The organism is Pseudoalteromonas rhizosphaerae (genome assembly GCF_028885455.1).
Classification (GTDB): Bacteria; Pseudomonadota; Gammaproteobacteria; order Enterobacterales; family Alteromonadaceae; genus Pseudoalteromonas; species Pseudoalteromonas rhizosphaerae.
This window is the reverse complement of record NZ_CP118496.1, coordinates 4,031,251-4,057,065: the sequence shown is the minus strand read 5'-3', so window position 1 is coordinate 4,057,065 and position 25,815 is coordinate 4,031,251. Positions and strand designations below refer to the sequence as shown.

At 41.9% G+C, this 25,815-nt stretch carries 19 protein-coding genes, 1 tRNA gene and 1 pseudogene; 20 read left to right on the top strand and 1 reads right to left on the bottom strand.

What is annotated here, in order from left to right:
* The first annotated feature begins 61 nt into the window (after positions 1–61).
* Together PVK79_RS17450 and PVK79_RS17445 are read left to right on the top strand one after the other, a co-directional pair.
* Positions 62–1,240, top strand: coding sequence for a serine hydrolase domain-containing protein (locus PVK79_RS17450; protein ID WP_145239207.1), 1,179 nt, complete (start codon positions 62–64; stop codon positions 1,238–1,240).
* The gene (locus PVK79_RS17445; protein WP_145239204.1) at positions 1,237–1,713 is read left to right on the top strand and encodes a SixA phosphatase family protein; all 477 of its coding nucleotides are present in this window, start codon (positions 1,237–1,239) and stop codon (positions 1,711–1,713) included. The genes PVK79_RS17450 and PVK79_RS17445 overlap by 4 nt, the downstream gene beginning before the upstream one ends.
* Positions 1,714–1,806: 93 nt before the next feature.
* Here PVK79_RS17445 and yhbY read toward each other — a convergent pair whose 3' ends face one another.
* Positions 1,807–2,103 (bottom strand): ribosome assembly RNA-binding protein YhbY, encoded by a 297-nt coding sequence (yhbY, locus tag PVK79_RS17440; RefSeq protein WP_016707974.1) that lies wholly within the window; start codon positions 2,101–2,103, stop codon positions 1,807–1,809.
* 88 nt (positions 2,104–2,191) lie between these two features.
* Here yhbY and rlmE point away from each other — a divergent pair, with 88 nt between their 5' ends.
* The 18 genes and pseudogenes from rlmE to PVK79_RS17350 all read left to right on the top strand — a co-directional run bounded on the left by rlmE (position 2,192) and on the right by PVK79_RS17350 (position 25,787).
* The gene (rlmE, locus tag PVK79_RS17435; protein ID WP_145239201.1) at positions 2,192–2,821 is read left to right on the top strand and encodes a 23S rRNA (uridine(2552)-2'-O)-methyltransferase RlmE; all 630 of its coding nucleotides are present in this window, start codon (positions 2,192–2,194) and stop codon (positions 2,819–2,821) included.
* A 66-nt stretch (positions 2,822–2,887) separates the two neighbouring features.
* Positions 2,888–4,831: an ATP-dependent zinc metalloprotease FtsH gene (ftsH, locus tag PVK79_RS17430; protein ID WP_145239198.1), complete on the top strand. Its 1,944-nt coding sequence runs from the start codon at positions 2,888–2,890 to the stop codon at positions 4,829–4,831.
* A gap of 102 nt (positions 4,832–4,933) precedes the next feature.
* Positions 4,934–5,788 (top strand): dihydropteroate synthase, encoded by an 855-nt coding sequence (gene folP / locus PVK79_RS17425; protein WP_257326259.1) that lies wholly within the window; start codon positions 4,934–4,936, stop codon positions 5,786–5,788.
* Between the two features lie 2 nt (positions 5,789–5,790).
* A complete protein-coding gene (gene glmM, locus PVK79_RS17420; protein WP_145239192.1) occupies positions 5,791–7,140 on the top strand; it encodes a phosphoglucosamine mutase in 1,350 nt (449 codons plus the stop codon).
* A gap of 72 nt (positions 7,141–7,212) precedes the next feature.
* Entirely contained in the window at positions 7,213–7,962 is a 750-nt protein-coding gene (tpiA, locus tag PVK79_RS17415) for a triose-phosphate isomerase (protein WP_257326258.1), read from the top strand.
* Between the two features lies 1 nt (position 7,963).
* On the top strand, positions 7,964–8,314 hold the full coding sequence (secG, locus tag PVK79_RS17410) for a preprotein translocase subunit SecG (protein WP_169019853.1): 351 nt from the start codon (positions 7,964–7,966) through the stop codon (positions 8,312–8,314).
* Between the two features lie 82 nt (positions 8,315–8,396).
* Positions 8,397–8,481: transfer RNA gene (locus tag PVK79_RS17405), tRNA-Leu, on the top strand.
* A gap of 215 nt (positions 8,482–8,696) precedes the next feature.
* Positions 8,697–9,416 carry a Crp/Fnr family transcriptional regulator gene (locus tag PVK79_RS17400; RefSeq protein ID WP_182759900.1) on the top strand — a complete coding sequence of 240 codons (720 nt, stop codon included), beginning with the start codon at positions 8,697–8,699 and terminating at the stop codon, positions 9,414–9,416.
* A gap of 203 nt (positions 9,417–9,619) precedes the next feature.
* Positions 9,620–15,049 (top strand): annotated as a pseudogene (locus PVK79_RS23480) (glucoamylase family protein); the annotation flags it as partial.
* Between the two features lie 39 nt (positions 15,050–15,088).
* Complete coding sequence (locus tag PVK79_RS17390; RefSeq protein ID WP_338052651.1) at positions 15,089–18,211, top strand: glycoside hydrolase family 94 protein; 3,123 nt, start codon at positions 15,089–15,091, stop codon at positions 18,209–18,211.
* A gap of 97 nt (positions 18,212–18,308) precedes the next feature.
* Positions 18,309–20,027: a diguanylate cyclase domain-containing protein gene (locus PVK79_RS17385; protein WP_257326257.1), complete on the top strand. Its 1,719-nt coding sequence runs from the start codon at positions 18,309–18,311 to the stop codon at positions 20,025–20,027.
* A gap of 466 nt (positions 20,028–20,493) precedes the next feature.
* Positions 20,494–21,204 carry a Crp/Fnr family transcriptional regulator gene (locus PVK79_RS17380; protein WP_257326256.1) on the top strand — a complete coding sequence of 237 codons (711 nt, stop codon included), beginning with the start codon at positions 20,494–20,496 and terminating at the stop codon, positions 21,202–21,204.
* Positions 21,205–21,368: 164 nt separating this feature from the next.
* Positions 21,369–21,542 (top strand): hypothetical protein, encoded by a 174-nt coding sequence (locus PVK79_RS17375; protein WP_257326255.1) that lies wholly within the window; start codon positions 21,369–21,371, stop codon positions 21,540–21,542.
* Between the two features lie 100 nt (positions 21,543–21,642).
* Positions 21,643–21,765, top strand: a complete 123-nt coding sequence (locus PVK79_RS17370; protein ID WP_257326254.1) for a hypothetical protein — start codon at positions 21,643–21,645, stop codon at positions 21,763–21,765.
* Positions 21,766–21,850: 85 nt separating this feature from the next.
* Positions 21,851–23,050 (top strand): acetate/propionate family kinase, encoded by a 1,200-nt coding sequence (locus PVK79_RS17365; RefSeq protein ID WP_257326253.1) that lies wholly within the window; start codon positions 21,851–21,853, stop codon positions 23,048–23,050.
* Positions 23,051–23,221: 171 nt separating this feature from the next.
* Entirely contained in the window at positions 23,222–24,037 is an 816-nt protein-coding gene (locus PVK79_RS17360) for a PRC-barrel domain-containing protein (protein WP_257326252.1), read from the top strand.
* Positions 24,038–24,039: 2 nt separating this feature from the next.
* Complete coding sequence (gene corA, locus PVK79_RS17355) at positions 24,040–25,239, top strand: magnesium/cobalt transporter CorA (RefSeq protein WP_257326251.1); 1,200 nt, start codon at positions 24,040–24,042, stop codon at positions 25,237–25,239.
* Positions 25,240–25,550: 311 nt separating this feature from the next.
* Positions 25,551–25,787, top strand: coding sequence for an SHOCT domain-containing protein (locus PVK79_RS17350; RefSeq protein WP_182731035.1), 237 nt, complete (start codon positions 25,551–25,553; stop codon positions 25,785–25,787).
* Positions 25,788–25,815: the final 28 nt, after the last annotated feature.

The window sequence follows — 25,815 nt, the reverse complement described above, 5'->3', positions numbered from 1 at the left end:
AATAAAACTTCATGGTATTATAAAGCTAAGAATGTCTTAATCTAGATAAAAATAATAAAAAATGAAGTCCTTTGTGTCGTTAATCAACTCCTTTTTTTTCGTTATCACGTTAGTGTTATTTCAATCGCAGGTTCATGCCAGCGAGCAACAGTGGCAAGAATTTGTCAATGATTACACACAACATCTCGAACATAAATTAAAAAGCAAAGGGATCCCAGGGGCTGCGTTGTCGATAGTTAATGGCCCTGATGATACGCATATACAAGGGTTTGGGGTAACAAAGCTAAATAAGGGCTTAGCAGTCAATGCCCATACTCGGTTTCGCTTAGCATCGGTATCTAAAACGTTTGCAGGCTCACTCAGTGCAAAGTTAGCCAATGAGGGGAAGTTTTCTTTAGACGACCCTGTCAGTAAATTTATTCCAGCCTTCGCCAATACGGATTACAAAAATAATTTAAAAGTTTTTCACTTACTCAGTCACTCCAGCGGTTTAGTACCTAATGCGTATGATAACTTGATTGAATCAAGAATGAGTTACCCTGATATAGTGCAAAAGTTGTTGAGTGTGGAACCTATTTGCCAGCCAGGGCAGTGCTATGGCTATCAAAATGTGATGTTTAGCTTAATTGCTGAAGTGATCAAAAGCAGTACTAAATTGGATTACTCTCGGTGGATGAGTGAATTTATATTTTCACCATTAAATATGAATGATGCAAGCCTGGGTTATACAGCGATGGTAACAGATGATAATTATGCTCATCCCCATGTAAGAGGGCGCAAACGCTGGCATACCGCAAAATTGAAAAAAAATTATTACAAGGTACTTCCCGCAGCCGGCGTTAATGCTAGTGCCAGTGATATGGCTATTTGGTTAAAAGCGCAGTTAGGATATTACCCAACGGTATTATCCAGTGCAGTGTTAGCCAGTCAAACTCGTCCTTATACGCATACAAAAAAAGAGTTACGGCGTCGAGTGTGGAAAAAGCACCTTAGCGAGGCCTATTATGGCTTAGGCTGGCGGGTTTACGAATATGATAATGAAACCATTTACTATCATAGCGGCTGGGTGCAAGGATATCGCAGTGACCTTGTAGTAATACCGCACTTAAACATAGGTTTCAGTCTGATCCTTAACGCCGAAACCGGTATCATTAATGAATTAACGACAGAGTTTATTGATCGTGTGTTGCTATTCAAACGCTCACAACAACTAGCAATGTATAAAGAGGAAGACAAATGAACTATATTTTAGCGAGCTTAATATTACTGTTTACTGCGAATTTAACAGCAGCACCGCAAAGTATTTTTTTGTTTCGCCATAGTGAAAAATTAACAGGCAACGATCCCCATCTTACGGATGCCGGCAAGCAACGGGCGCAGCAGTTAGTGAGTCTGCTTAGTAAAGTCCAGCCAACAGCAGTTTTTAGTACGGACTATAATCGCACTATCGAGACCGCAACTCCTATTGCTGAACATTTTAATATTACAATTCAAAGCTACGACCCTCGTGACTTAGCCGCATTTAAACACACTGTTTTAGCGCAAGATGGCGTAGTGGTGATTGTAGGCCATAGTAATACCACGCCAGAATTGGCAAAATTAATAGCGCAAATAGATGTTGAAAAGATGCCTGAAACTGAATTTAACCGCTATTTTATCTTACAAAGCGAAGCGCAAGGTTATCAGTTGAGTGATATGAAGATGAATTTTTGAGCAATGTAATATATTTATTTACAATTTATTGCAGTTGCGTCGCAGATATAAAAAAACCAGCAATTGCTGGTTTTTTTATAGCGGAATAGAAAATTAATTACGTGGTAATTGGATCTTCTTTTCTTCGCTTTGGCGATAAAGCACAAGGGTGTGGCCGATTGACTGTAATTTCTCAGCACCGGTTTCACGAATAATAGCTTCAAAAATCAGTGCTTTAGTCTCACGATCATCAGTAGGTACTTTTACTTTAATAAGTTCGTGGATTTCTAGAGCGCTTTGAATTTCAACTAATACACCTTCAGTTAAACCGTTAGAACCAAGAAGTACAACTGGTTTTAGAGAGTGTGCTTGACCTTTTAAAAACTGCTTTTGTTTGTTCGATAATTTCATGTTGTTACAAATTTTGCTGAATATGGCTTGAATTAAGGGTATTCTAACGCCATCTAGAGAATATTACTAATTAGTTGCGTGTTAATTTATGACGAATAAGAAACTTTCGGCCAGTTCACAGCGATGGTTGAAGGAACATTTTGATGATCCTTATGTTCACGAGGCACAAAAGAAAGGTTGGCGCTCTCGTGCGATTTTTAAACTCGACGAGATCCAAAATAAAGATAAATTACTACGCCCAGCCATGACTGTTGTTGATTTGGGAGCTGCGCCGGGAAGCTGGTCACAGTATTTAGCAGAAAAAGTAGGCGATAAAGGGCAGGTGATCGCTTGTGATATATTACCTATGGATTCATTGGCCGGCGTTGATTTTTTGCAAGGAGATTTCCGAGAAGAAGCTGTTTTAGATGCGTTATTAAATCGCATTAATGGTAAAAATGTTGATGTGGTGCTCTCTGATATGGCACCAAACATGAGTGGTAATAGCTCCGTTGACCAAGCTGGAAGCATGTATTTAGTGGAATTAGCATTAGATATGTGTAGCCAAGTTTTAAAGAAAAATGGTGCATTTGTTGTTAAAGTATTCCAAGGTGAAGGCTTTGATGAATTCTTAAAAACAGTGCGTGATAGCTTTAAAACTGTAAAAATCCGTAAACCCGACGCCTCACGTGCGCGATCACGTGAAGTATATATAGTAGCGACAGGCTACAAACTGTAGTACAGTTGTCAGGCGTTTAGTTGAATTTAAATTAATTGGATACAAGAGGTTAACCCCTTGAGCGATATGGCGAAAAATCTAATACTCTGGCTGGTCATTGCAGTTGTGCTAATGTCAGTATTTCAGAGCTTTAATGGTGGCGATCAAACAGACCGTCAAACTAGTTACAGTCAATTTGTAAAAGATGCCCGAAGTGGCGCTATACAAGAAGTGGCAATCGAAAGTACCAGTGGCACAATTACTGGCACTAAAACCAATGGCGATCGCTTTCAAACGATCATGCCTATTTATGATAAAGACATTCTTAATGACTTATTAAAAAGTGATGTGAATGTAAAAGGTGTGAAGCCAGAAGAGCAATCATTCTTAGCGAGCATCTTAATTTCATGGTTCCCAATGTTATTACTAATTGGGGTATGGATTTTCTTCATGCGTCAAATGCAAGGCGGCGGTGGCAAAGGTGCTATGTCGTTTGGCAAGAGTAAAGCACGCTTAATGAGTGAAGACCAAATTAAAACCACCTTCGCAGATGTTGCCGGTTGTGATGAAGCTAAAGACGATCTAACAGAGCTTGTTGATTTCTTACGTGATCCATCTAAATTCCAAAAACTTGGCGGTAGTATTCCTAAAGGCGTATTAATGGTTGGTCCTCCAGGTACGGGTAAAACCTTGCTTGCTAAGGCCGTTGCTGGTGAAGCGAAAGTACCATTCTTTACAATTTCAGGTTCAGACTTTGTTGAGATGTTTGTTGGTGTGGGTGCTTCGCGTGTTCGAGATATGTTTGAACAAGCGAAAAAAGCAGCGCCATGTATCATCTTTATCGATGAAATTGATGCCGTAGGCCGTAAACGTGGCGCAGGTATGGGTGGTGGTCACGATGAGCGTGAGCAAACACTTAACCAAATGCTAGTAGAGATGGATGGCTTTGAAGGCAATGAAGGTATTATCGTTATTGCCGCGACTAACCGCCCAGATGTACTTGATCCAGCATTACTTCGTCCTGGTCGTTTTGACCGCCAAGTAGTGGTTGGCTTACCTGATATCCGTGGCCGTGAACAGATCCTTAAAGTACATATGCGAAAAGTGCCATTAGGCGATAACGTAGAAGCTTCTGTTATTGCGCGTGGTACACCGGGATTTTCTGGTGCTGATCTTGCAAACTTAGTCAATGAAGCGGCTCTATATGCTGCACGTGGTAATAAACGTGTTGTTAGCATGGCTGAATTTGATGCTGCTAAAGATAAAATCATGATGGGCGCAGAGCGCAAGACCATGGTGATGAGCGAGAAAGAAAAAGAAATGACTGCGTATCATGAAGCCGGACATGCAATTGTTGGCCGCATAGTACCAGAGCACGATCCTGTTTATAAAGTATCGATTATTCCACGTGGCCGTGCCCTTGGTGTAACGATGTATTTACCAGAGCAAGACCGTGTTAGTCACTCTAAAGAGCTATTGGAATCAATGATTTCAAGCTTATATGGTGGCCGAATTGCTGAAGCGCTGATTTATGGTGAAGATAAAGTAACTACTGGTGCTAGTAACGATATTGAACGTGCTACTGACATTGCGCGTAAAATGGTTACACAGTGGGGCCTAAGTGAAAAATTAGGGCCATTACTATACGCTGAAGATCAAAATGAGATGTACATGGGTGGCGGCGGTGGTCGTGCCATGAGCATGTCGGATGAAACGGCAAAAGTAATTGATGCTGAAGTTCGTTTGTTCTCAGATCGCAACTATCAACGCGCTGAGCAAATCTTGAAAGATCATATTGATATTCTGCATTCAATGAAAGATGCATTAATGAAATATGAAACGATTGATGCTAAGCAAATTGATGATCTAATGGCACGTCAGCCTGTACGTGAACCACGTGATGCGCATGACCGCCGTGATACTGCTGATAAAAAACCAGCAGTTGAAGAGAGCAAAGCAGAGCCAGTTGCTGAAAAAGACGACAAGCCAGCTCAAAAAGATGAAACAAATCTTGATGATAAAGCTGAATAACAGTTAAAATAGCTAAACGAAAAGCCCCGATTGTCGGGGCTTTTTTGTAACTGGTTAAATAAAGTATATATATCAATGCAATGGATGTATTGAAGGTGATAGATGACCACAGTTAAGTTACCTAGAGGTCGCAGTTTACACCTCGACACCCCAGTTATAATGGGGATCTTGAATGTCACTCCTGACTCTTTTTCAGATGGCGGGCGCTACTATCAAACAGACAGCGCTGTCATACAAGCTCAAAAGTTACTCGCAGATGGTGCTACCATATTAGATATTGGTGGCGAATCAACACGTCCTGGTGCGCCTGATGTTAGCCTTGAGGATGAATTAGCCAGAGTAATACCCGCAATCGAGGCAATTCGTGCCCACAGTGATAGCGCCGTTAATGATTGCATCATTTCGATTGATACCAGTAAAAGTGAAGTAATGCGTCAAGCTATGCTAGCTGGTGCTGATATTGTTAATGATGTGCGTGCTTTACAAGAGCCAAACGCACTGGCAACAGTTGCTCAGTATCCAGACGTTGCGGTGTGTTTAATGCACATGCAAGGCCAACCTCGAAGTATGCAAAACTCTCCACATTACGATGATTTATTCAGTGATATAAATGATTTTTTTGTACAGCGGATCAATGCCTGTGAAACAGCGGGTATTCAGCGCCAGCAACTTATTTTAGACCCCGGGTTTGGCTTTGGTAAAACCCTCAGTCACAACTACCAATTACTGGCGCGGTTTAATGAATTTAACCACTTTGGTTTACCTGTTTTAGCAGGACTATCGCGCAAATCAATGATTGGCAACTTATTAAATAGACAAACAAACGAGCGCCTTGCTGGCAGTTTAGCAGGGGCATTAATTGCTGCGCAAAATGGCGCAAAAATTATTCGTGTACATGATGTAAAAGAAACCGCAGATGTGCTTGGCGTGTGGCAAGCTTGCGAACAAGGAATTTAAAAATGAAAGAAAGAAAGTATTTTGGCACCGATGGTGTACGTGGCATGGTGGGTGAATACCCAATTACACCAGAATTTGCACTTAAATTAGGTTGGGCTGCAGGCAAGGTTCTATCAAAAAATGGCACTAAGAAAGTCATTATTGGTAAAGATACTCGCATTTCTGGTTATATGTTAGAGACATCACTTGAAGCAGGTTTGATCGCCGCAGGTATCGATGTGGTGTTACTTGGCCCGATGCCGACGCCAGCCGTTGCGTATTTAACGCAAACATTTCGTGCTGAAGCTGGAATTGTGATCAGTGCATCTCATAACCCATATCATGACAACGGCATTAAGTTTTTTTGTGGCCGAGGTTTGAAGTTGGCTGATGAAGTAGAGCTACAAATTGAAGCAATGCTTGATGAACCAATGACCTGTGTAGCATCCGATAAGCTAGGTAAAGCCCGCCGTTTAGAAAGCGCTGATGGCCGTTATATTGAGTTTTGTAAAAGCCAATTCCCACAAGGCCTGTCGTTAGAAGGTTTAAAGATTGTATTAGATTGTGCCAATGGTGCAACTTATCATATCGCACCATCAGTAATGCGTGAGTTAGGCGCGCAGATAATCAGCCATGCTTGCGAGCCAAATGGTGTAAACATCAACCTAGAATGCGGTGCTACCCATGTTGATGCATTAAAACGCAAAGTATTAGAACATAATGCTGATGTCGGCATTGCCTATGATGGTGATGGCGACCGTGTAATGATGGTTGATCACAATGGCCGTGTCTTTGATGGTGATGATATTGTTTACATTATTGCCTGCCAAGCTGCCAATGATGACATGTTAGGCGGCGGTGTTGTTGGCACGGTAATGTCTAATATGGGTCTTGAAAACGCGCTTAAAGCGAAAGGTATTGAGTTTGCTCGCAGTAAAGTGGGTGACCGTTATGTAATGGAATTACTACAAGAAAAAGGCTGGAAAATCGGCGGTGAAAGCTCAGGGCATGTATTGAATCTGGATTTGATCAGCACCGGTGATGGCATCATTTCAAGCCTACAAGTTTTGGCTGCTATGGTGGCGCAAAATCGTACGCTAAAAGATCTTGGCGCAGGGTTTGTTAAATACCCGATGAAGATGATTAATGTGCGCTATAAAGCGGGCACAGATCCAACACTTGCACCAGAGGTTATTGCTGCGGTTGCTGATGTTGAAAAACAACTTGCTGGTAAAGGCCGTGTGTTATTACGTAAATCTGGCACTGAGCCGGTTGTTCGCGTGATGGTAGAAGCCGAAGAAGAGAAAATAGTCCTTGATAGTGCACAAAAAATTGCTGCAGTTGTCGAATCTATGAGCAAACAAACTGATTAAGAACAATAACCTCTTGTAACTTTGGGCGAGTCGAGTTACTATCTCGCCCGCTTTCTAATGTGGAGTGGAAAAATGGCAATACGCAAGCCAATGGTCGCAGGCAATTGGAAAATGAACGGCTCGAAAGAGTTAGTACATCAATTATCTGACGCTATCAACAACGTAAAATCAGATGAGATAGACGTTGTGGTATTTCCACCTTACCCATTGTTACCTATGCTAACAGCAACAGGTGTAACAACTGGGGCACAAACGGTTTCTGAAAATGAACCGGGTGCATTTACTGGTGAAGTTGATGCGCAATTAATTAAAGATTTAGGTTGCCAATATACGTTAGTTGGTCACTCTGAACGTCGTAGTATCTACGGCGAAAGCAATGACACTGTTGCAGCTAAGTTTGCTCGTGCACAACAAGTGGGTTTAACACCTATCTTATGTGTTGGTGAAAGTGAACAGCAACGCGAACAAGGTCAAACTGAATTAGTCGTTGCTGCACAAATTGATGCAGTAATTGATAAATTAGGTCTAGCAGCACTGAAAGATTCTGTGATAGCATACGAGCCCGTTTGGGCCATTGGCACAGGTAAGACTGCATCGCCTGAACAAGCACAACATGTGCACAAATTTATCCGTGATAAAATTGCTGCTAACAGTAGTGATTTAGCACAAGGGCTGACCATTCTTTATGGTGGCAGCGTAAATGAAAAAAATAGCGAATTATTATTTGCACAACCAGATATAGACGGCGGCCTGATTGGTGGCGCTAGTCTAAAAGCAGAGTTATTTACTGCAATCTGCGAAAGTGCAAAAGGGACCGTATAAGATGTACGAAATTTTATTAGTAGTTTATTTAGTTGTTGCTTTAGCGCTTGTTGGTATGGTTTTAATTCAACAAGGTAAAGGCGCGGACATGGGTTCATCATTTGGTGCTGGTGCCTCTGCAACCGTTTTCGGTTCGTCAGGTGCAGGTAACTTTATGACAAAAACAACTACAATCTTAGCCAGTGTTTTCTTTGTGCTAAGTATTGTACTAGGTAACTTAACTGCAGGTCAGATAAAAAAGACTGATGAGTGGGAAAACCTAGAAGCAGCACCAGCAGTTGAAACAATTGCTCCTGCAGCTGACGATGTTCCAGTAACATCAACGAAAGAGAAATCTGACGTACCAAATTAATACTTATTAAAAGTATCGTTAAACGATTTATCATCCTCAAATAAATCATATGTTTAACACCTAAAGCGAAAGCTTTAACAATGCGGTTGTGGTGGAATTGGTAGACACGCTACCTTGAGGGGGTAGTGCTTTCGGGCGTGGGGGTTCAAGTCCCCCCAACCGCACCATCTTATAAAAACCAGTAACAGCGATGTTACTGGTTTTTTGCTTTTTGTGGTCTGCAATTAGCACAGACTCTCACCTCGATTAGCTTCCCCGTTTATTTAAATTAGCATCACTTCAAGTATAGCGCTGTAGCGCACAGACGAAAAACGACGGTTAGTCCAAGTTATCAATAACTATTACGTTCTTTGATATATGGATTTATCCATTGGAGGCCTGAGTGACTGCAACGTGCACCTTACCAGTTGTAAGCAATCATTTATTAAACTATTTACCTAGACTCGAATACCAATGGTTTGTTGAAAATTGCACGCCAGTAGAGCTGTTGTTTGGCGAAACACTCAATATTGCTGATGAAGCGATAAAATATGTTTATTTTCCAGTAACGGGCTGTATTTCATTACTTATCGAGGTTGTCGAAAAACAGTCTTTTGCGATGGGATTAATTGGTAATGAGGGCATGCTAGGTGCCACGCTTGCGCTTGAAAACTCAAACGCTGCTATGAAGTCGATCGTCCAAAGTTCAGGACGTGCGCTACGAATGGACGCCGCAAAATTTAATCACAGGTTAGAAAGCAATCCGCTAGTGAGAAAATTAATACTTAATTATCTCTACGTGGTGATGCAACAACTCGCTCAAACGGGCGCATGTAATAACGCTCATGAAGTGAAGCAACGCCTTGCTCGATGGCTATTAATGACACAGGATCGTACTCATTCAGATCATCTGCAGTTAACACATCAGTTGTTAGCGAAAATGCTGGGTGTAAGGCGCAGTGCAGTGACGATTGCGGCAGGTTATTTACAGCAGCAGGGAATTATAAGTTATAACCGCGGACAGATTAGTATTTTGTCCAGAGCTGGCCTCGAACAGTCATCCTGTCAATGCTATTTTGCAGCGGTGAATAGTTACCAAAAAACATCAGCTATTTATAAATAGCAGACAATGCTCTGCGCTATATCGCAACAGATAGTGACTATGTGCGTTGTCGTACCGAATCATAGAAATTTTCCAGTTACATTATCTCTAATGAAACACAGAAAGTATGGCTCTGAAAGTTAAGCTGTTCACACACATGAGCTCATTTTAAAAATAGTACTCTCAATTAGCGATCACCAATCAGCAGAGAATTAGGGACAACTATGTCAAATATCATTTCTTCACTATTTTGCTCTCAACTTGCAAAACCACCGTGGAATAGTGTTCAGCCTGTTCGCGAAGAACTCTTCGGAGTTGAGCGATTAGAGCAGCATGCAATCAGTTTGGCTCAAGCACAAGAAGTGTCAAAATCAACTGCCAGAGTTGTATCATTACAGGTTCGTCTCAAACAAAATGCATCAGTATTGTTGGCAGCCTATCATGCTAACGCCAAAGCATTGGCTGCAGGGCACAGTGTCGTTCCTGCGGCGGAATGGCTACTGGATAATTATCATTTAATTGAGCAACAAATTCGTGAAGTCAGAGATGATCTACCAGATGGCTTTTATCGCCAATTACCAAAGCTAGCCAGTGGCCCTTTTGCGGGGTATCCACGAGTTTTTGGTTTGGCGTGGGCGTATGTTGCCCACACGGATAGTCATTTTGACGAGCAGAGCCTTTGTAAGTTTATAAAAGCCTATCAAACCATCAATATTCTCACCATTGGCGAACTATGGGCCGTCGCGATTACGTTGCGTATAGTATTAATTGAAAATTTACGTCGACTTGTTGACCAAATTTCTGTTGGTCGCATTGACCGTGATGATGCGGATCAGCTTACTGACCGTCTTATGGTGTCCGGCAGCGCAGATACTGTTTTATTAGCTCAGCTCCAAACGCGTTCATCAGCCCCTTTATCGGAAGTTTTTGCTGCACAACTTGCGAAACGATTACGCGATCAAGACCCACATATCACTCCTGCGCTGAAATGGTTAGAACAAAAATTAAATGAACAAGGCCTTAGCGTTGATGATGTAGTTCAACATTCGCAGCAACGCGAAGGTGCGTCCAATGTGACGGTTCGAAATATCATAACCAGTATGCGGTTGATCACCGATATGGACTGGACTGATCTTTTTGAAAAGGTCAGTCTCGTTGATGAAAAATTGCGTTGTGCAAGTGCATTTGGTGACATGGATGCCGTTACTCGTAACCTATACCGCAATGCCATTGAACAATTGTCACGAGGCTCAAAGCTTTCTGAAGTTAAGGTCGCTAAACTGGCACTGCAGGCGGGCAGAGATGCAAAGAAAAATACCCACAACCAGCAAGAAGCCGAGCGCCTTGGTGACCCCGGTTATTACTTAATCGACAAAGGCAGAGCACAGTTTGAACAATCACTAAAATTTCGGCCTAATTTAGGGCTTTGGCTAAGCCGATTGCATATCAAAATCGGCTTAGTAGGTTATGCCGCATCAATTTTACTCTTAGCACTTGGATTAGTGATTGGATCTATTTCTTTATTTGGTTTTCGCCAGTTGCCACTCGATTTATTCTTAGTATTAATAATTATCGGGTTTTTACCCGCCACCGAAATTTCAACCGCAATTATTAATCGTTCGGTAACTTGGCGGCTAAGAAATGGCACGTTACCTGGGCTTGAGTTTAAAACAGGTGTGCCAACGTCATTACGCACTTTGGTCGCGGTGCCAACATTATTGACTAATTCAAGCGATCTTTGTCAACAAGTAGAGCGTTTACAAGTGCACTATTTAGGTGGGGTCGACGGCGATTTAACATTTGCATTATTAGTTGATGGTTTAGATGCCGATCAACAAGTTTTAGAAAGTGATAATCAAATGCTGACAATAGTGGCAGAACAAATCGACCGTTTAAATCATACTTATCCATCCGGTCCTGCGGGTAAGCGATTTTTATTACTGTATCGAGGTAGACAATTTAACCCCAGTGAAAATAAATGGATGGGGTGGGAGCGCAAACGAGGCAAATTACATGAATTAAACCGTTTGCTGCGAGGAGCCACTGATACTAGTTTTATCCCCTTGGCTGGCAGAACATTAGAAGTCCCAGAAAATGTTCGCTATGTGATCACACTTGATGCTGATACGCGGTTACCGCGTGAAACTACCTTACGGCTTATTAGCCGGATGGGGCATCCGCTTAATCGTCCTCGCTTTAATGTTAAGACACAACGGATTGAAGCCGGTTATGGCATTATTCAACCTCGTGTCACGCCTTCATTGCCTATTGGTGCACAGGGGTCTTTTTATCAACGTGTTATTTCCAGTCCTGGAGGAATGGATCCTTACGCAGCGGCAAATTCAGATGTTTATCAAGACTTGTTTGGCGAAGGTTCTTATACCGGAAAAGGCATTTATGATATTGATGCATTTGAAGCAGCCCTTGCTGGGCGAGTAAAAGAAAATGTAATGCTAAGCCATGATTTATTTGAAGGTATATTTGCGCGTGCGGCGTTGGTGTCGGATGTTGAGGTTGTTGAAGAGTTTCCTGCTCGCTACGATGTATTGGAAAAACGGCAACATCGTTGGACTAGAGGAGACTGGCAACTATTACCTTGGATATTCGGTAAATTTTCTGGCGCAGATGCCGTGTCGTGGGTTGGTCGTTGGAAATTATTGGACAACCTAAGACGTTCTTTAATTGCACCAATCACCTTTTTGGCATTGCTGTTATGCTGGCTATTGCCATTACCATTAGCAGCAATAAGTACGGTTTTATTATTAGCTACCATCGCCATTCCAGTATTTACTCCCTGTTTATTTTCACTTATCCCACCAAGACCTAGTGTCGAATTTCGTCACCATATTAGAATGTGGTTTGGTGATTTGCGTCTAGCATCAGCGCAAGTGTTTTTTAAAGTGGCATTTTTACCTGATCAAAGTTGGCGAGCCATGGATGCCATCGGGCGAACATTGATCCGCTTATTTGTCACTCGTAGTCATCTATTAGAATGGACCAGCTCGGCGCAATCCAATGGTGATCCGCGGCTGAATATTCTCGGCTTTTATAAAACAATGTACCAAGGCACACTCGTTAGTCAGCTAATATGCTTTGCGATACTGATCAATATGCCAGCGACTTTGCCGCTCGTGTTGCCATTTTTATTACTATGGCTAACAGCTCCTCTATTAGCTTATTGCAGTAGTCGTCCTATTGCGACAAGCGACCTTAATAACGCAGAACCATATGCTGATATGCTTAGATTGACCGCTCGTCGAACATGGCGTTATTTTGAAACCTTTGTGACTGATGAAGACAATATGTTGCCGCCAGACAACTTTCAACAAGAGCCAGAACCGGTGATCGCGCATCGTACATCACCCACTAATATTGGACTTTATTTATTATCAGCCGTTGCTGCGCGAGATTTTGGTTGGATAGGTCTGCACGCTGTCGTTAATCGTTTAGAAGCAACCTTTGCCACCCTTAATAAGTTAGCTAAGTGCAAAGGGCATTTTTATAATTGGTATGCCACCCAAAACTTAGCAACGTTAAATCCAGCGTACGTTTCCTCAGTAGACAGTGGTAACTTTGCCGGCCACTTGATCACCTTGGCGAACGCTTTAGATGAATGGCAACAGATGACCACAGATCATCATTTCAACACGGGGATGCAAGATAATCTCAGCTTGCTGAGTGAGGCCATTACAACGAATACTTTAATTCACTCACAAGATTCCCAAGTACTGAATGCTATTGTGGCCGAAATAACCGCGCTGATTGATACTGCGGGTACGATAGAGCATATCAGCCCTAGCATAATTAAATTAGTTAACCACGCCTTCGAACTCCCCATATTTGAGTTAACTGCGGATGCTACCTTTGATGATATTAGGTTTTGGCTGCAAGCTATAGCGACCTTGGCTGGTGAGCAATTACAAGATCATCAATTGAAAGTTTATTCGGCTCAAGCAGATGTTAACCTAATGCACCAACTGAAAAAATTAGCAAAAACAGCGCGAGAGATGGCTAACGGGATGAACTTTGCTTTTTTAATTAATCAAGAAAGAAAGTTGCTATCGATTGGTTATTCGCAGTCTGACAATAGTCTTGACGCTAACTGTTATGATTTACTGGCATCTGAAGCGAGATTAGCCAGCTTGTTTGCTATTGCCAAAGGCGATTTGGCTACTAAACATTGGTTTCATTTAGGACGCACAGCAACGCCATTAGGTAAAGGCTCTGCACTGATCTCTTGGTCAGGCTCGATGTTTGAATACCTTATGCCGTCTTTGATCATGCGAGCGCCAGTAGGAAGTTTACTTGAACAAACCAACCGCTTAGTGGTTGAACGCCAACAAAGTTACGCGAGTCAACTGGGGATCCCATGGGGGATCTCTGAGTCAGGTTTTAATGCCCGAGATATTGAATTTACCTATCAATACTCTAATTTTGGCGTGCCAGGTTTGGGCTTAAAGCGAGGGCTGTCAGAAAATAGAGTCATTGCCCCCTATGCAACAGGCTTGGCAAGTATGATTGATCCAGCTGCTGCGGTAGAAAATTATCAACGGCTACACAGTATTGGAGCATGCGGGCGTTATGGTTTCTTTGAAGCGTTAGACTTTACTCCTTCACGTGTGCAGTCGGGCAGCGACGTTGCCATTGTTCGCAGTTTTATGGCGCATCATCAGGGCATGACCATTGTCGCTATTTTAAATTGTTTACGCGATGGCTTAATGCGTTCGCGTTTTCATCGAGAGCCATGTATTCAAGCCTGTGAGTTACTGTTGCAAGAAAGAATGCCCAGAGATGTTGCAATAGGGCATCCTCGCGCTGAAGAAGTCAGGGAATCTGCCAGTGTTGATGCCAGTGAAGCAAATACAGTTAGGCACATAAATGTTGCAATGGATGTGGAGCCGACCACGCATCTATTATCAAATGGACGCTATACAGTCATGTTAACGGCAACCGGCACAGGGTATAGCCGTTGGGGGAATTTTGCGATTACGCGATGGCATAGCGATCTGAGCTGTGATACCAGTGGTTCATTTATTCTGCTACGAGATGTTGAAACCGCCAAGCACTGGTCAAGTACTGCGCAACCCTTTGTGAGCTCTGGTGGTGAGTTTAATCCGTGTGTTTTTAGCGAAGATCACGCAAGGTTTATGAAAATAGAAGGAAACTTAACCACCACAATGGATGTGTAAGTGTCGGGGGAAGATGATGGTGAAGTGAGAAAAATAGCAATAAGCAATCAAGGTCATTTCAGTCATGAAATAGAGCTTACCTCATTTGCAGAATTAGTACTTGCAACAGCTGCGAATGATAACGCCCATCCCGCATTTGCTAAAATGTTCGTGCAGACCGAGTTTAATCAAGAATATAAAGCGATTATCGCGACGCGGCGCAAACGCTCTGCAGATGACGCTGATATTTGGGTTGGCCATTTTGCGATTATAGAGGGGGAGATAACGGCAGAGCCACAATATGAAACCAGCCGTGCCGAATTTATCGGGCGTGGTAATAACTTAGTCAGTGCACAAGCCATGACTTTAACCGCATGCTCTTCGAGTAAGGAGCTATCAAATACGGTGGGGTGTGTACTGGATCCCATATTGTCCTTACGATATCGTATTAAAGTGCCTGCGCAAGGAGCCGTGAACATCGCATTTTGGACCGTGGTGGCGCCGTCCAAAGAAAAACTAATAGCGATGATAGACAGGCACAACGATGCTAATGCTTATGATAGAGCAAAAACGCTGGCCTGGACCCAAGCGCAAGTACAGCTTCGTCACTTAGGTATTGAATATACCGAGGTGGCAGATTTTCAACGCTTAGCAGCCCCAATTTTATATGCAGATCCGCGCTTTAAAGCGTCATCAGCAGACATCATAAAAGGGATTAAGTGTCAGTCTGAACTGTGGGCGCAGTCAATTTCTGGTGATCTCCCCATCGTGTTGTTATTAATTAATGATATTGAAGATATCGCAAAGGTTAAGCAGCTTTTACGGGCCCATGAATACTGGCGAATGAAGTGTCTAGCGGTCGATCTGGTGATCATCAATGAACACCCCTCGGGTTACATGCAAGACTTACATAATGCAATAGAGACGGCTGTGCGCAGTAGCCAATCTCGACCATCTTTTAATCGTGATTATTTGGCAGAGCAGAGCATTGGGGCAGTGCATGTATTTCGTGCTGACATGATAAACAGCGAGACTCGCGATATGCTGCATGCTATTGCCCGAGTGGTTTTAGTCGCTCGCCATGGCTTTATAAATAAGCAATTTTTTCTACGTACAGCAAAAACGCGCAATCAGGCGGTAACTAGCATGCTAAATCATCAACCACGAACGTTAAACGCGAATACACAATTGCCAAAAGCGAACTTACCAGAGCTGGAGTTTTTTAACGGTTTAGGCGGTTTTGCTGATAATGGGCGTGAATATGTCATTCGTTTGCACAATGGTGAATGCACGCCTGCACCTTGGCTTAATGTTATTGCTAACCCGAGTTTTGGCTTTCATGTTTCGGCTGAAGGCAGTGGCTATACGTGGTCAGAAAACAGCCGAGAAAACCAACTGACCACCTGGTCAAATGATGCCGTGTCAGACCCCATTGGTGAGATTGCTTATGTATGTGATAAAGACAGTGGTGAAATTTATACTGCAACGGCTCAGCCCGCACAGGACAAGGGCAGTTATATAATACATCACGGTTATGGTTTCAGTCGGTTTAAGCATCAGGTTAGCGGACTATCATTAGATTTATTGCATTATGTGCCACTGGACGATGCAATTAAAATCTCTCGATTAACCATACACAACGAGTCAGGTCGAAAACGTCGGCTGTCAGTAACGGCTTATGTGGAATGGGTCCTTGGCACATCGCGTAGTACCTCTGACTGTTTTATTACCAGCTCGTTAGATGCAAACACCAATACAATTTTATTGCATAATCGGTGGGGAATGGCATTTCCAAAACGTGTTGCTTTTGTTGATATGGCAGGTGCGCAAACCGCATGGACAACCGATAGGAGCGAATTTATTGGCCGCAATGGCACTAAGGCAGCGCCAAGGGCTCTAAGTCAGCAGGTATCTTTATCTGGTACTGTTGGTGCAGGTTATGATCATTGCAGCGCTTTACAAACTGATATTGAGCTTGCTGATGGTGAAAGCCGTGAAGTTATCATGTTTATTGGCCAAGGCGACTGTGAGCAACATGCCTTAGAATTGGTTAGCAGTTACCGACAAAGAGATCTGGATGAGGTGTTTGCCGGTGTACAAAACCATTGGCACACCCTATTAAATAAGGTGCAGGTAAAAACCCCGGATCGCGCTATGGATATTATGCTCAACGGCTGGCTGATGTATCAAACTATAGCGTGTCGAATATGGGCGAGATCTTCTTTTTATCAAGCCAGTGGCGCTTATGGATTTCGTGATCAACTGCAAGATGGTATGGCCATAACCTTAAGCCAGCCTGCAATAACCAGAGCGCATATTTTACGTGCGGCGGGTAGGCAGTTTGTTGAAGGTGATGTACAACATTGGTGGTTGCCGCATTCCGGACAAGGGGTACGAACTCATATCTCAGATGATCGCGTTTGGTTAGCACTGGCGACCGCAAACTATATAAAAGTAACGGGTGATAAAGCGATATTAACGCAAGCTATCCCATTTTTAGAGGGCAAGCCGCTTGGCAAAGAGCAGCATGATGCCTACTTTAAACCGAACGTTAGCGAAGAGTCTGCCAGTCTATTTGAACATTGTGCTCGCGCACTGGATCAAAGTATTCAGTTAACGGGTGAACATGGGCTGCCATTGATGGGAACTGGCGACTGGAACGATGGCATGAACTTAGTAGGAGCGGCTGGAAAGGGCGAGAGTGTATGGCTTGGCTGGCTGTTGATACGTGCTATAGACTTATTTGCCGTTTATGCGCTTGAACAAGAAACTGAAGCGGATCGACTACGAGGCAAGCATTGGCAAGAACATGCTGAAAAAGTGCGTATTTGTATTGATGAACAAGCATGGGATGGACAGTGGTATCGTCGAGCAACATTTGATGATGGTACTTGGCTTGGGTCAAAAAGTAATGATGAGTGTCAAATCGACTCTATTGCTCAATCTTGGGCGGTATTAGCAAATGGTACAGATCAACACAAAGTCATGACAGCCATGTCTGCCGTTGAAACTCATCTTATCAAGCAGCAAGAACGGTTGGCCTTGTTATTTACCCCGCCTTTTGATCAAACCACTCATAATCCCGGATATATTAAAGGTTACCCTCCCGGTTTAAGAGAGAATGGTGGTCAATACAGTCATGCTGCTATGTGGTTTATTTTAGCGTTAGCTAAGCAGGGCGAAGGTAAAAAAGCCGTGGATTTATTTGCCATGGTCAACCCGATTAATCACGCCAGCGATAGCGAAAAAGTCCAACGTTATAAAGTTGAACCTTATGCCGTAGCCGCTGATATCTATTCAATTTCACCTTATATTGGCAGAGGTGGTTGGACTTGGTATACCGGTGCTGCTGGTTGGATGTATCAGGCGGGGTTAGAAGGTATTTTAGGTATTCGTCGTGAGGGTAAAAATTTAATTATTCAACCCTGTATCCCCGATCATTGGCCTGAATTTAGCGCTGCAATAAAAATCGCGAATAGCCACCTTGATATAACAGTAAATAATCAAGTACCGCTTGCGAATAATCTATTGCATGCAGAGCTTAATGGTATTTTATTAGCTAACCAAGGGTCATTGGTGAGTGTGGAGCTCAAAGACGGCTATCATCGTTTGATGATATCGGCGAGCGTCAAGTCAGATAAGCATTAGCCGCTGCAGATTAATTAACCGAAGCTCAGGTTAATTAGTCGAGCGCCTAAGGGCATCAGAGCTATAAACTGAAAATCCAACAACCCGTAGGTTAACTATGATAATTAAGACGATAACAGTGCTATTGCTTGCACAGAATTCATCTTTAGCAAAACGCATACGTACCTCTTTGTATTATTCACAACTACGGGTATTTAAAGTGGTTTATGCAAAAGAGCAAACAAAAGCGCTTGAGCTAATAAATAGTAGCTCGATTGATGTCGTGTTGTTAGATTTATCAGTAGCGAATGCTAAAAGCGCAGAGTTTGTAAATCGACTTCGACATAACTCTCCGAAGACGATTATTATGTTACTGTGCAACGCAAATGATAATGCAATTGTATCGCAAGCGATGGCTCAAGGTGCACATGGGTTTATTGATAAGCATAGTTTAGGGCAGCACTGGCTTATGCGGTTGTTGGGCTTTAGCCTTTTACAAACACAGCCTTTAAAATTACAAAAACGCAGTATTAAAACCTTACATGCAATTTGCGACAGCTCACTGCTCGGGATCATGGCTGCTGATTGGTTCGGCAATATTATTTATACCAATCAGGCTTTTAACACCATAACGGCATATAGCGCAGCAACACCGCAAGGCTGTCATTGGATGGCGCAAATCTATGATGATGATAAGAATCGTTTACTAACGGATTTACAAGCAGCTCAGAAAAATAACACAATTGTTTGCTCTGATGTGTGTATCATTTATCAAAGTAAGCAGCTGTGTCAGGTCCGTGTAACCGCGACGCCGATAGCAAAAAATAAAAAATCATATGGCTACATAATTACACTAGAAAAGCTTAGTAAACGAGATAATAAAGCTAAGTTAACCGCTGCAGTTACTAAAACTAGGCGTGATTTACTGCCCGCAACTACGGCGCAATTGACCCTAGATGCTATGAGTGATGCGATATTAAGCACCGATATTAATGACAAGGTATTATATTTAAATCAAGCAGCATCAATACTTACTGGCTGGGGCTGCAGTGAGGCTGTTGGTTTATTGTTGTGTGATATTTTCAAGATTAAAGAGTCTGCTTCAGCGGTTATCGCGAAGTCGACGCTTGCACAAAGTCAGCGAGAGCAACGGCCTTTCGATTGTATATTAGTGCGTAAAGACGGTGTTGAGATCCAAATCGAAGAATCTGCTCGTACTATCTTTAATGAGCTTGGTGAAACCATTGGGGTGGTTTTTATATTTCGAGATATCTCGCAGTCGCAACTAAAAGCAATCAAAATGAAATACTTAGCGCAGCATGATCCGCTAACCGGATTACCTAACCGGTTACTTTTTCAGGAGCGGCTAAATCAGGCTCTCGTGTTAGCTAAACGACATAATAAGCGATTGGCGGTACTTTATTTAGATATTGATTTATTTAAAAAAGTGAATGATCTACACGGTCATGAATTAGGTGATAAGTTGCTTTGTTCGATTGCTAACCGAATGACTGATGCGGTGAGACAAAGTGATACTGTCTGTCGACAAGGTGGTGACGAGTTTTTGATATTGCTCTCTGAAATAGAGCACCCTGATGATGCAGCAACATTTACCAGTAAATTACTTCACACACTGATTAATCCGCATCAGCTTAATGGCAAAAAAATATCCGTGCATATGAGTATAGGTATTCGTATTTTCCATCACGATATTGAGGTTCCGCAACAGGCTAGTGAAGGAAAATTAAGTGATGTTCTTATCGATAATGCTGATAAAGCAATGTATCAGGCAAAATCACGAGGACATGATGGCTATCAAATTTTTAAACAAGCTTAACCCATTGAATTTTATTTAAAATTTTAATATAGAAAATTAGAAACCATAAATAGCAGCACGCAATAAGCGAAATTTAATAATTTGTCTTGGCAAAGCACTCAATAGCGCGCAAGATGTATATTTACTTTTCGCTAACAAAATGGCATAACGATTTTGTTATATTAATTTTAAGTTAGACGCTAAAAATGACGTTCAAATCATTTTCCACACATATCAGTTATATAAGCGGCTAAGCTGGAAAAATAATGGCCGATAGTCCAATTAATATTATTTATAATGTTTAGAAATCAGCTTTTGAGGCGAGTTCACGCTAAATAAAATAACCCGCAAACTATAATGGCTAATCTAGATCAGTAAATACTAAAAGATGATAGAGTATAATAACGTTGTAGCAATCATTCAGTGCCTACTGCATTGAGTGTTTACTGCATAAAGAGCGCCTATAATAAAGCGCTCAAGGAATAATATGAATAGTCCAATCGCTAACAAGTTATTAAATTTCTTCCCTTTAGCAGCTAAAAATAAAGTATTTCCTCAACTTAAACTCGTCATGTTGCCTTTGGGAAAGGTGATATATGAGTCTGGGCAAAATCTTACTTGTGTGTATTTTCCGATAGATTGTATTGTTTCGCTTCTTTATGTGACTGAAAATGGCTCATCAGCTGAAATATCAGTTGTCGGAAATGAAGGGTTAGTGGGAATTGCTGTTTTTATGGGGGGAGAAAGTACTCCTAAAAGGGCGGTTGTACAAAGTGCAGGGTACGCGTATTGCCTACCAGCGGCGATATTACGTAGCGAATTTAATAATGATGCCACAATTCGCATGTTGCTATTACGGTACACCCAAACATTAATTGCGCAAATGGCACAAACTGCGGTTTGTAATCGTCATCACTCGATTGACCAACAACTTTGCCGATGGCTATTACTCTCTCTCGATCGGCTGAGAACCAATAACCTAACGATGACTCAAGAGTTAATTGCAAATATGCTAGGCGTTAGAAGAGAAGGCGTCACTGAAGCTGCGGGTAAACTACAAAAGTTAGGCGTGATCACTTATAAGCGAGGTCATATAACGGTGACAGATAGATGCAAACTTGAGATGCTGTGTTGTGAATGTTACGCAGTGGTTAAAAAGGAAACAGACAGATTAGGAGAAATTCCAAGCATGGTATAATTTTTAATCTTAGATGTTCAGCACCTATTAACCGCCTTAATCGCAATTGATACAAATTTCAGCATGTAAAGTGCCCTAGCGTACAGATAGTTAAATGAGCTCACCTTAAACTCATCTTGTTAGCCTTTTACAATGACGTAATGGGCAAGATGGTAGAGGTCATTATGAACATTTCAAATACTCAGGAACAGTCTGTTACACAAGTGCCAAGTGAACAAAAAGCCGCTGCAGTAGAGACCAGTTATAGCGGGCAAAAACCACAATTTAAACAATCCGCTAATAAACCCAAAAAGACATTAGCAGAGCACCGTAAACACTCAGACATAAGCGATATATAAAGTGTATTACAGCAGCAAGTACACTTACCGTCGACTCTAACGCTTACGTTTTTACACCGAGTTATTAAGAGATTAAGACAATCATAATCCAGAGGTAACTATGAAAAAATTAGCTCATACTGTCAAGCTGAGTGATAAAAAATCAGCTAAAGCTAAAGCTAAAGCTGCTAAAAAAGATTTACCAGATATCATTTACCTAGGTCAACAAAGATTAAAAAGCTAAAAGCCATATTCACCAATCACTAATTTACGCGGTAATAAAGTGAGCATGCTGTTCACTTTACTACCGTTATGCTTAAGGAGTCATAATGTCAGTTGTGAATATGCACATCCTTACTATTAATGCGGGTTCATCGAGCATCAAATTTGCTGTATTTACTCCTGCGGGTTTAGCAACGCCATTGTTAAGTGGAAAAATTGAGCGCATTGGTATGGCAGGGACTTTATTAACCTTTGTTGATAAGCAGCGTAATCTGGATGGCCGCCTTCAACCTGATTGTGATGATCATCAAGAAGCAGCCAAGTTTCTAATCAATTGGTTGCAGCAACACATTGGTTTTGAAAAAATAACTGCTGTAGGCCATAGATTGGTTCATGGCTGGCAACATGCAAAGCCGGAGCTTATAACGCCTGCACTGTTGGCTGAGCTACGAGATATAATTCCTTATGCGCCAGAGCATTTACCGAATGAAATATTGCTGATTGACACTCTGCAGCAACAATTTCCTAAACTACCGCAGGTCGCTTGCTTTGATACCGCCTTTCACCATTCATTACCACCAGTAGCAAAGTTGCTGCCAATTCCGCGTCGGTTTGATGCATTAGGTATTCAGCGTTATGGCTTTCATGGTATCTCCTATACATATTTAATGACCGCATTGGCTAATAACTATCAAAACACTCCATTGCCGCAACGAATTATTCTCGCCCATTTAGGCAATGGTGCGAGTATGGCAGCAGTACTTGATGGTCGTTGTATTGACACCAGTATGGGGTTTACACCTTGTGGTGGGTTAGTCATGGGGTCACGTTGTGGCGATTTAGATCCTGGTGTTATCCACTACATTAAGCTGCATGAAAATATCAATAGTCAACAATGCAATCATCTCCTTAATCATCAATCCGGTCTGTTAGGGGTATCTGAAATTAGCGCAGATATGCGAGATTTATTACCACTTGAAAATACCGATCAACGCGCAGCACAGGCAATCGAACTATTTTGTTATCAGGCTAAAAAATGGCTCGGGGCTTATAGCGCCTCTTTGAATGGACTAGATACTTTGGTATTTAGTGGGGGGATTGGTGAAAATGCGGCAAGTGTACGGGCAAAAATTTGTGCAGGCATGCAGTACCTTGGTATTGAACTCGACCAAACTCGTAATAATAACCACGAAAGTATAATTTCCATTGCTGGTGGGGCGGTAACCGTCCATGTTATTCATACCGATGAAGAGCAAATGATTGCCAGTATGGTGTGTGAGTTACTTATGCTGGATGGATCTCAGTAATTGTAAGCTGCAATTTTGCCGCGCTATAAGCTGATTTAGGGTATCAGCTAAAGTTAAAACCTCTAGTAAAGCTAACTCTTTCGCTAATGTATGCTATCGAACGGAACATCTGATTATTTACCGTAAAATCACGTAAAGAATATCGAACTTTATGCTACTAGGAGTAAATTTATGTTGCACAGCGCAGATGACTTGAAGGCATGTAAGATCCAATCAGTTGATGGCGATTTAGGTAAAATTAATGATTTATATTTTGATGATGAAGGTTGGGCTATTCGTTATCTTGTGGTTACCACTCATAATTGGTTTTTTAAACGCGAAGTTTTAGTTTCACCCATCGCATTAGATACACCTGATTGGCTAAATAAAATGATGCCGGTGAATTTGAGCCAAAAACAAGTCGATCATAGTCCTGACATTAGCGCCCATAAGCCGGTTTCAAGACAACAAGAAATAAAATATTTTAGCTACTACAGTTACCCTATTTATTGGGGCGGCACTAGTATATGGGGCAATGGTCTTTATCCTGTCGCGGGGATGCTAGAAAACGACACCACTAATCAACAACCCAATACCAGTGAAGCCAAGCAAGATAAAACATCTCAAAACAATGATCCACATTTACGCAGTTGGCAAAAGGTCAAAGGATTCGTCGTTAATGGCTCTGACGGTGAAATAGGACATATACAAGGCTTATTAATTGATGAGCACACCTTTGCCATACGTTATGTCATTGTGCGAGCCAACGATTGGTGGATAGGTCATGATATTTTAGTGGCTCCGCATTGGTTTAATGACCTGAAGTGGGCTGAGTCATCCGTCAAAGTGAATCACACTCGTGCAGAAATTCAAGGTGCTCCCGCTTATGAGCCTTTAGTTAAAATGGACCGTGATTGGGAAATTGCTATGCACGATCATTACGCAAGGGAAGGATATTGGAGTAAGGAATCCGACTCACCAATAAAACAAAGCTCAACGTCACCATAACCATGAAGCGGATTAAAAAAACAATCAAAGGGCAAGTTTCAAAAGAGCAGCTAGTCGCTTCATTACTTGATTCTACACTTGATTTATCGCGAACTAATTCAGTCAATAAACAGAACCATCAAATTGAGCCGGGAGAATTACCCGGCATTGAGCATGTTGCTGATGCCCAGAATCCGCCCGCCCCCGGCACTGTATTAATTACTTATACGGATTACTCGCCAACACGAATCGAAACCAATGAAATTACTAACCTTGATGAGTTTCTGAAAAAGCCGATGCCCAAATGGGTTAAAGTCAGATGGTTTAATGTCAGTACAATCCATCCGTATATTATTAGTTTGTTTCAACAACATTTTGCCTTTCATACATTGATTGCAGAAGATGTTTTGCACATTCCGCAACGACCCCGCATTGAGTTTTTTGATGATCATTTGTTTGTTGTTTTGCGCATGCTCAAGCCTTCAACACATAAGTCTGACGATACGTTAATAAACTCGGTGCCAGATATCGAACAAGTAAGTATATTTGTGTATGACAAAGTACTCATTTCTTTTCAGGAAGCCCCAGACGATGTTTGGCAACCGATCCGTGGTCACCTGCAGAACGAAAATCGTCGCATTCGAAAAAATGGTAGCGGATATTTGCTCTATACCTTGCTTGATGCTGTCGTTGATTATTGTTTTCCCGTACTAGAAAAGTATGGCGATATCCTCGAAGATCTCGAGCTTTTGACCTTAGAAAGTCCATCACCACCGGTGCTGCATCGTATTTATTGCATCAAACGAGAGCTGATACTGCTGCGGCGTATTATTTGGCCACTACGGGAAGTTGTTGATCACTTATACCGTGAAGAGGGCGGCAGAATTGATGAGACCACACGGCCATATTTACGCGATGTTTATGAACACACGATTCAAATTGTTGAAATTGTTGAATCGTATCGAGAGATCGCAAGTGGTTTAACTGACCTGTATATGTCAGCTATCTCTAATCGGATGAATGAGATCATGAAAATGTTGACTATTATGGCGTCGGTATTTATCCCATTAACATTTATTTCCGGAGTTTATGGTATGAATTTTCAATTTATGCCGGAGTTGACGTGGCGTTGGGGTTACCCGCTTATTTGGGCTGTTTTTATTATGATTACTATCGGATTACTCATATTTTTTAGGCGCAAAGGCTGGCTCGGCAATAGCTAATCTTAGCTGTGTTAAAGCTTGTTTTAATGGAGTCTAAATGCCTATTAGTTATCTTTAAATTGTTGTAACTGTAATTTAAATACATGTACTTAGGGTAAATGCCAAAGCAACGACGATAGCGAAAAATCTTGTATATTCTTGATTTAGTTTATTGCTCAGGGCAATACCTTTAAGCCTTATAGTATTTCAGCAAAGATTAATGGTGATGAGTACGCTATCGCACAGAGCTTGAAGTTATCTCGTTTTACAATGGTATAGAAGGCGGCAGCAACGTTGTTGTCTTATTTTGATTATTCAATAGGAGAATACAAATGGATCATGGCTATTGGAACGATTGGTATATTGGTTGGGGTTGGTTTTTATGGATCGGTATATGGTTTTTGTTAATTTCGAGTTTTAGTCATTGGGGTTACAGTTATCGCACACATCGTCGTTATGTTGCGAACACTGATAAAACGGCGCTCGACATTCTTAATGAGCGGTATGCGCGTGGTGATATAGAGCAACAAGAATTTGTCAAAATGAAGGAAGAAATCAATAAAAGTTAGTCTTTTAATTGAATAATTTTAAGACTCC

Bases quoted from the DNA above. Each gene is read 5' to 3' on its own strand.
- PVK79_RS17450 (WP_145239207.1), top strand. From the start codon at position 62: ATGAAGTCCTTTGTGTCGTTAATCAACTCCTTTTTTTTCGTTATCACG.
- PVK79_RS17445 (WP_145239204.1), top strand. From the start codon at position 1,237: ATGAACTATATTTTAGCGAGCTTAATATTACTGTTTACTGCGAATTTA.
- yhbY (WP_016707974.1), bottom strand. From the start codon at position 2,103: ATGAAATTATCGAACAAACAAAAGCAGTTTTTAAAAGGTCAAGCACAC.
- PVK79_RS17360 (WP_257326252.1), top strand. From the start codon at position 23,222: ATGTTGCACAGCGCAGATGACTTGAAGGCATGTAAGATCCAATCAGTT.
- folP (WP_257326259.1), top strand. From the start codon at position 4,934: ATGACCACAGTTAAGTTACCTAGAGGTCGCAGTTTACACCTCGACACC.
- PVK79_RS17390 (WP_338052651.1), top strand. From the start codon at position 15,089: ATGATAGACAGGCACAACGATGCTAATGCTTATGATAGAGCAAAAACG.
- PVK79_RS17350 (WP_182731035.1), top strand. From the start codon at position 25,551: ATGGATCATGGCTATTGGAACGATTGGTATATTGGTTGGGGTTGGTTT.
- PVK79_RS17370 (WP_257326254.1), top strand. From the start codon at position 21,643: ATGAAAAAATTAGCTCATACTGTCAAGCTGAGTGATAAAAAATCAGCT.
- rlmE (WP_145239201.1), top strand. From the start codon at position 2,192: ATGACGAATAAGAAACTTTCGGCCAGTTCACAGCGATGGTTGAAGGAA.
- glmM (WP_145239192.1), top strand. From the start codon at position 5,791: ATGAAAGAAAGAAAGTATTTTGGCACCGATGGTGTACGTGGCATGGTG.
- PVK79_RS17385 (WP_257326257.1), top strand. From the start codon at position 18,309: ATGATAATTAAGACGATAACAGTGCTATTGCTTGCACAGAATTCATCT.
- PVK79_RS17365 (WP_257326253.1), top strand. From the start codon at position 21,851: ATGTCAGTTGTGAATATGCACATCCTTACTATTAATGCGGGTTCATCG.
- ftsH (WP_145239198.1), top strand. From the start codon at position 2,888: ATGGCGAAAAATCTAATACTCTGGCTGGTCATTGCAGTTGTGCTAATG.
- PVK79_RS17380 (WP_257326256.1), top strand. From the start codon at position 20,494: ATGAATAGTCCAATCGCTAACAAGTTATTAAATTTCTTCCCTTTAGCA.
- corA (WP_257326251.1), top strand. From the start codon at position 24,040: ATGAAGCGGATTAAAAAAACAATCAAAGGGCAAGTTTCAAAAGAGCAG.
- PVK79_RS17375 (WP_257326255.1), top strand. From the start codon at position 21,369: ATGAACATTTCAAATACTCAGGAACAGTCTGTTACACAAGTGCCAAGT.
- tpiA (WP_257326258.1), top strand. From the start codon at position 7,213: ATGGCAATACGCAAGCCAATGGTCGCAGGCAATTGGAAAATGAACGGC.
- secG (WP_169019853.1), top strand. From the start codon at position 7,964: ATGTACGAAATTTTATTAGTAGTTTATTTAGTTGTTGCTTTAGCGCTT.